The sequence below is a fragment of the Daejeonella sp. genome (assembly GCF_044348475.1).
GTDB lineage: Bacteria > Bacteroidota > Bacteroidia > Sphingobacteriales > Sphingobacteriaceae > Daejeonella.
The window spans coordinates 1-5,898 of sequence record NZ_JBIKSU010000098.1; the positions used below are offsets into that span (position 1 = coordinate 1).

The following is a 5,898-nucleotide window of genomic DNA, read 5'->3' on the forward strand; positions in this document are numbered from 1 at the left end:
GTAATTGCCGCACCAGTCAATGCGGAAGAGAGGTGAACGGAGGTTCAGTGAATGGACTATTTGTTTGAGATTGATATGAGTTTTCCTGTTCCTGGATTTAGCTACTTGCCATTCATAATTTCATTCCGCTCATAGCCGCGGGGGCTTTACCTTTTTCTGTAGCAAAAAAGAACCAAGCCGAGACGGTACGACGAGACCATGAGGGCCTTTAAAAAACAATAAACTACACCGAATAAACGCTACCGCTGCGCCTGCTGCTATGAATACAGTGGGTTGGCTCAGTAAGTAATTGCCGCACCAGCCAATGCGGAACAACGGGTATTAAAGGTCTGTGCTAGCGTGGCGGATAAAAATAATTGTGCTGCATCATTATAAACCGTCTTGCGCGGCATTGTCTGCCAGTTGGCAGGGATGACACCTGCACAGCGATTTAAAAAAAAATTAATTAAAATTTAAAGCAAATGCCATCCCGAAACCTGCCCTTTAGCAGGTGAGGGACCTTCGTGAAAATAAACACAGAACTAATCATTGAAAATAAAAATCAGAGGAAAATAATTTAGTTTGGTAAGAGCCACACGCGACACGCGTGCGCCAGCACTTGGAGAAAGGCATGAAGCCTAAAATCCCATTTAAATCAACAACAAAAATTAAAAATCTTTATTCAGCAATTTTTCCAACTCCGTGAAAGTCAGATTCAGCCGTACACGGCCTTGCTTGGCATAGGATATTTCACCGGTTTCTTCCGACACAATTACCGCAACGGCATCACTCATTTCTGAAATACCAATCCCAGCTCTATGCCTGAGCCCAAATTGAGGCGGAAGTTTATCGTTCTCTGTTAATGGTAAGATGCTACTGGCACATTTGATGCGGTTTTCGGAAATGATGACGGCACCGTCATGCAAGGGACTATTTTTTTGGAAGATGCTTTCTAATAAGCGCTTGGATATTTTCGATTCAATTATTTCACCGCTGTTTTGATAAAATTGTTCATCATAATATTTAGCAAATACAATTAAAGCACCTGTGCGGCTTTTTTGCATACTCTTGCAGGCATCAATTATTGGCTTGATCCGTACTGAATTATTTTTAGCGATTTCATTACTCCCAAACAGGAATGACCACCAAGCTTTGTTTTTTTGAAGAGATGCATTCCTTCCAATTAGTAAGAGAAAACGTCTAATCTCCTGCTGAAATACGACGATCAAAGCGATGAAACCAACGCTAACAAAACCGCCCAAAAGTTCGGTTAGAAGGCGCATTTCGGCCTGTTTCACCATCAGGTAAGCAGCGTATATAATTACTAAGCCGAGTAAAATATTAAGGGCAATAGTTCCCCTAATCAGGTTGTATACATAATAAATTATTAAAGCAACCAGAATAATATCCAATGCGTCAAGGAAACGCAAATTGAGGAAACTGAAATCAAAACCTTCCATCTTACTAAAGTAAAGATTAATTACGATTTATAGTATGTTGATTGTAGATCCTACCTGTTCCACAATCTTAACTGCCTCCTTTGCGGCTTGAACATCATGAACCCGTAAAATATTTGTTCCATGCATCAGTGCGATTGTATTTGCCGCTGTAGTGCCATTCAGTGCGTGTTCTGCATCAGTATCTAGTAGTTTATAGATCATTGATTTACGTGAAAGCCCAACTAGTATTGGTTGTCCTAGAATTTTTAAATGTTCAAGCTTTCCCAGTAACTCATAATTCTGTTCTAGAGTTTTGGCAAAACCGAATCCAGGATCAATGACTAAATCTTTGACGCCTAATTCCTTCAATACTTGAATTTTTTCTGCAAAATATTGTGCAATCTCAACAATCAAGTTTGTATAATTTGTTTGAGTAGCCATGGTTTGAGGAGTACCTCTGATATGCATCATACAATAGGGTACTTTCAATTCTGAGATGGTCTTGAACATGGCAGGATCCATAGCTCCGGCAGAGATATCATTGATCAGATCTGCACCTTCAGCGACTGCAGCTTTAGCTATCCCAGATCTGAATGTGTCGACAGAAAGTACAGCCTTGGGGAATTCTTTAGCTATCGCCCTGATTACAGGGATCAACCGTTCAAATTCTAGTTCTTCTGTAATATGTTCAGCACCAGGTCTTGACGAATAGGCTCCGAGGTCGAGCAGGTCTGCACCTTCAGATAATAATTGTTCAGTTTTCTGTAATGCGTTCTTCAAATTATTGTTCTTGCCGCCGTCGTAAAAGGAATCTGGCGTAAGGTTCAGCACCCCCATTATCTTTGGCTTTGAAAGATTCATGAGGTTTCCGCGAATATTTAACGTTAATTTTTGTTGAAAAACTGTATTTTTGTGCGCCATATTAGGGCAAAATACCGATTAATTCATCGTTCTAACAAATAAAATATTAAGACTTTGATAAATAAAACTTCAGTAGAATATGATGGTGTGATCAGGGTGTGCAGGGAGCTTTTTTTAAAGAAAAGCACTGATTACGGTACTGCATGGCGTATTTTAAGAATTTCCTCGATCACCGACCAGATCTTTATTAAAGCACAGCGCATTCGTACTCTTGAAGAGAAAAAAATATCAAAAGTAGGTGAGAATATCACCTCCGAATATATTGGTATCGTTAATTATTGCATCATTGCGATGATGCAGATTGACCTAGAGGATGATGATCGTACCGAACTTCCGGTTGATGAGGTTGAAATGTACTTCGATAAAAAAGTTAATGAGACCAAGGAACTAATGTTTGCCAAAAATCATGATTATGGAGAAGCCTGGCGAGATATGCGTATCAGCTCTTTAACCGATCTTATTTTGATGAAAATTCTCAGAGTGAAGCAAATCGAAGATAATCTTGGACATACATTGGCATCAGAAGGTGTTCGCGCAAATTATCAGGACATGCTGAATTATGCAGCCTTTGCCTTGATCAAGTTAGGACTACATAAGGATTCATAGGCCTAATTATTTCGGATAATACGTATCCAACATATTTTTATTTAATCCTTTATATTCATCAATGAAAAATACCTTCTTGAATATCAAACGAGCAATCGTAGGACTTCTCTTTATATTTTCAGGGCTGATTAAGGCTAATGATCCTTTGGGATTTGGCTATAAGCTTCAGGAGTATTTTGAGGTATTTCATATCAGCTTTCTGAATGATTATGCTGTGGCCATCGCTATTCTACTTTGTACGCTAGAGATTGTCCTCGGAGCATTACTTCTATTGGGATTTTGGAGCTCAAAAGTGGCTTGGGGTCTTCTTGTAATTATTATTTTCTTTACATTCCTTACATTTTATTCTGCATTTTTCGAGGTTGTGACCTCATGTGGATGCTTTGGTGATGCGATACCCTTAACCCCATGGCAGTCCTTTATTAAGGATATCGTTTTGCTTTCAATGATCCTGCAGATCTTTATAAAACGTAAAGAAATTTTGCCCGTGATAACTGGTAAAAAAGTTCAGCAATTTATTGCTGCACTGATTTTAATCTTATCACTAGGTTTTGGATTATTTACCTATAGCTACCTTCCTATACTTGATTTTCTGCCTTATAAAATCGGAAATAATATTCCACAACTGATGATTACTCCTGCTGGAGCGGCTCCTGATGTTTATGAGATTACCTATAAGCTTAAAAATAAGAGTAGCGGCGAATCAAAGTCGATGACGGATAAGGAATATCTGAACACGCAAATATGGAAGGATAAGAATTGGGAGATTATAGGTGATCCGGTCAGCAAACTCATCAAAAAGGGATTTGACCTGAAAATCAAGGATCTGAAGATTACTGATAATCAGGGTACTGATTATAACCAAGAGATTCTTGAAAACCCATACTATAATGTGGTTATCGTGGCCTATGATCTGTCTAAAACTGATGCAACAGGCATTGGTAATTTGAACGCTCTTGCTATCAATGCCGCCGAAAATTACAACATACGAACGGTCCTGCTGACTTCAAACTCGGCGCAGGATGCTGAATTATTCAGCAAAAAAAACAAACTCGTAATGGAAGTTTTTTATGCAGATGGCATTCCATTGAAGAGTATGGTAAGGGCTAATCCGGGTGTACTTTTATTAAAGAATGGTACTGTAATTAATAAATGGCATTTTCGTAACATGCCATCATATGATGAACTGGTTGACAGGTATTTTGGTGCTAATTGATTTTTTGGCAGCATTCATGCTGTTTGATATAAACTAATAGTTGAAGCAGCGCATTGCACTGCATGGAGGTTGAAATAATTTATTTATGAAGGTTTTTCTGGTTGGATTTATGGGTAGTGGCAAAACTACTATCGGCAAAAAATTAGCAAACTATTTAACATGCGATTTTATCGATCTCGATAAATTAATTGAAACTAAAGTGGGGATGAGCATTGTGGAATATTTTGAACTTCATGGTGAAAGTGCTTTTCGTGATCTAGAACGGGAGGTACTTCAGAAAACAGACTTCCCAGAAAATGTCATTATCGCTACCGGTGGTGGTGCACCTTGTTTTGGTGATAATATGTTATGGATGAATGAAAACGGTTTGGTGGCCTACCTTTCACTTTCGCCGAAAGCTCTTGCCAGTAGGCTGGAAAACTCCAAAACTGACCGCCCGCTGATCAGGAATTTAAAAGGAGATGAACTGGAAGGTTTTATCAGTGCTAAACTTGCCGAACGCGAACCATTTTATAACCAATCTAAATTTGTGGTAAGTGCCAGTGATTTGACTGCAGAGAGGTTGGCTTTTTATTTGAATCTGGGTTAGCTTAAATAAACCGCATCCTCCTCCGATTTTTCATCAAGAACAACATCTACATGTTCTTTTAAAATAGTGGCGAGTTCAAGTCCGGTAAAATCAGGTGAAACCGGAAAATTACGATGACTGCGGTCAATTAAAACCAGGGTTCTGAGTTTCTTTAACGGGATGTCAAGAAATACCCCCAGTCCGTAGGCTAGCGTCCTACCACTGTTAACCACATCATCTACCAATATGACTACTTTGTTTGTAGCTATATTGAGATCAAGATCTGAATTGGCTTCTAGATGTGAGATATTTTTATTGATCTCAATCTTCATCAAGGTGATTTTTAGTTCAGAAATAGATTCAAGTACTACTTTAAGTCGTTGGGCTATCAAATAACCCTTATCAACGATACCTGCCATGATCAACTCCTTTTCACTCAGGTTATCTTCCAGGATCTGGTAGGCCATACGATCAATTCGTTGTTGAATTTGCTTTTTATTAAGTATCAGTAATTTTTTAACAGCCATTTTCTTCTGAAATTTCATTTTAAATTACATATTCTAACTGAATTCATACGGTTCTCTGCATTAAATAATTTAACAGATTAGTTACCGAATTTATTGATAGGGGAAAAATACAAAATTAGCCCCCTCTGGAACAATCACAAAAACACACATAAAACCATAAGGATCTTTGTACTGTTTGATAAACCTGTCTTTTTTATCAGCTTGTATCAGTCCCTTTTCAACAAACTCTTCTACTGTAGATGCATGAATGCTCCAGCCGGTGTTCAGTTCGTTTCTATCTAGAATGGGCTCACCCAGTTTTACTTCATGCTGATGTGCTACAAAGATCGGGTATTCTGATATTCCCTCCACCATGATTTCAATAGCAACCTCTTTGATAGATTCGTTGTAGAATTTTAAATCGAGCTCAAGGCTTTTCAGCGGACTTTCGTTTTCCTTTTTATTCCCCTCCGAATTTTCATCGGGATTTAGTAGATCTTTTATCTCCATGGCAATGTTTTGAAAGGGCCTTTTTATTAATTAATTGGCTGTTTCTATTGTTTTTGCCTGATTTAGATTCAGGGTTAATAATACCACATTCTCAACATGCTGGGTATGTGGGAACATGTCAACGGGACGAATCCTGCTGACTTCATATTTATC

7 protein-coding genes are annotated in these 5,898 nt (G+C 38.4%); 3 read left to right on the forward strand and 4 right to left on the reverse strand.

The window, feature by feature from the left end; all coding sequences use genetic code 11:
- Positions 1–647 precede the first annotated feature (647 nt).
- A complete protein-coding gene (gene cdaA, locus ACIQZ6_RS11390; protein WP_395811199.1) occupies positions 648–1,391 on the reverse strand; it encodes a diadenylate cyclase CdaA in 744 nt (247 codons plus the stop codon).
- Positions 1,392–1,466: 75 nt separating this feature from the next.
- Complete coding sequence (gene folP, locus ACIQZ6_RS11395) at positions 1,467–2,279, reverse strand: dihydropteroate synthase (protein WP_395811189.1); 813 nt, start codon at positions 2,277–2,279, stop codon at positions 1,467–1,469.
- Between the two features lie 114 nt (positions 2,280–2,393).
- Here folP and ACIQZ6_RS11400 point away from each other — a divergent pair, with 114 nt between their 5' ends.
- From ACIQZ6_RS11400 to ACIQZ6_RS11410, 3 genes are all read left to right on the forward strand, one after another.
- On the forward strand, positions 2,394–2,945 hold the full coding sequence (locus ACIQZ6_RS11400; protein WP_395811191.1) for a DUF1599 domain-containing protein: 552 nt from the start codon (positions 2,394–2,396) through the stop codon (positions 2,943–2,945).
- Between the two features lie 61 nt (positions 2,946–3,006).
- Positions 3,007–4,161 (forward strand): BT_3928 family protein, encoded by a 1,155-nt coding sequence (locus tag ACIQZ6_RS11405; protein ID WP_395811193.1) that lies wholly within the window; start codon positions 3,007–3,009, stop codon positions 4,159–4,161.
- 85 nt (positions 4,162–4,246) lie between these two features.
- Positions 4,247–4,750, forward strand: a complete 504-nt coding sequence (locus ACIQZ6_RS11410; RefSeq protein WP_395811195.1) for a shikimate kinase — start codon at positions 4,247–4,249, stop codon at positions 4,748–4,750.
- Here ACIQZ6_RS11410 and ACIQZ6_RS11415 read toward each other — a convergent pair.
- Together ACIQZ6_RS11415 and ACIQZ6_RS11420 are read right to left on the reverse strand one after the other, a co-directional pair.
- Complete coding sequence (locus ACIQZ6_RS11415) at positions 4,747–5,256, reverse strand: phosphoribosyltransferase family protein (RefSeq protein ID WP_395811201.1); 510 nt, start codon at positions 5,254–5,256, stop codon at positions 4,747–4,749. The genes ACIQZ6_RS11410 and ACIQZ6_RS11415 overlap by 4 nt on opposite strands.
- A 90-nt stretch (positions 5,257–5,346) precedes the next feature.
- Positions 5,347–5,745, reverse strand: coding sequence for a hypothetical protein (locus tag ACIQZ6_RS11420; RefSeq protein ID WP_395811197.1), 399 nt, complete (start codon positions 5,743–5,745; stop codon positions 5,347–5,349).
- Positions 5,746–5,898: the final 153 nt, after the last annotated feature.

Excerpts from the sequence above, each read along its gene's own strand:
- ACIQZ6_RS11420 (WP_395811197.1), bottom strand. The coding sequence starts at position 5,745 with ATGGAGATAAAAGATCTACTAAATCCCGATGAAAATTCGGAGGGGAAT.
- ACIQZ6_RS11410 (WP_395811195.1), top strand. The coding sequence starts at position 4,247 with ATGAAGGTTTTTCTGGTTGGATTTATGGGTAGTGGCAAAACTACTATC.
- ACIQZ6_RS11415 (WP_395811201.1), bottom strand. The coding sequence starts at position 5,256 with ATGGCTGTTAAAAAATTACTGATACTTAATAAAAAGCAAATTCAACAA.
- ACIQZ6_RS11405 (WP_395811193.1), top strand. The coding sequence starts at position 3,007 with ATGAAAAATACCTTCTTGAATATCAAACGAGCAATCGTAGGACTTCTC.
- folP (WP_395811189.1), bottom strand. The coding sequence starts at position 2,279 with ATGAATCTTTCAAAGCCAAAGATAATGGGGGTGCTGAACCTTACGCCA.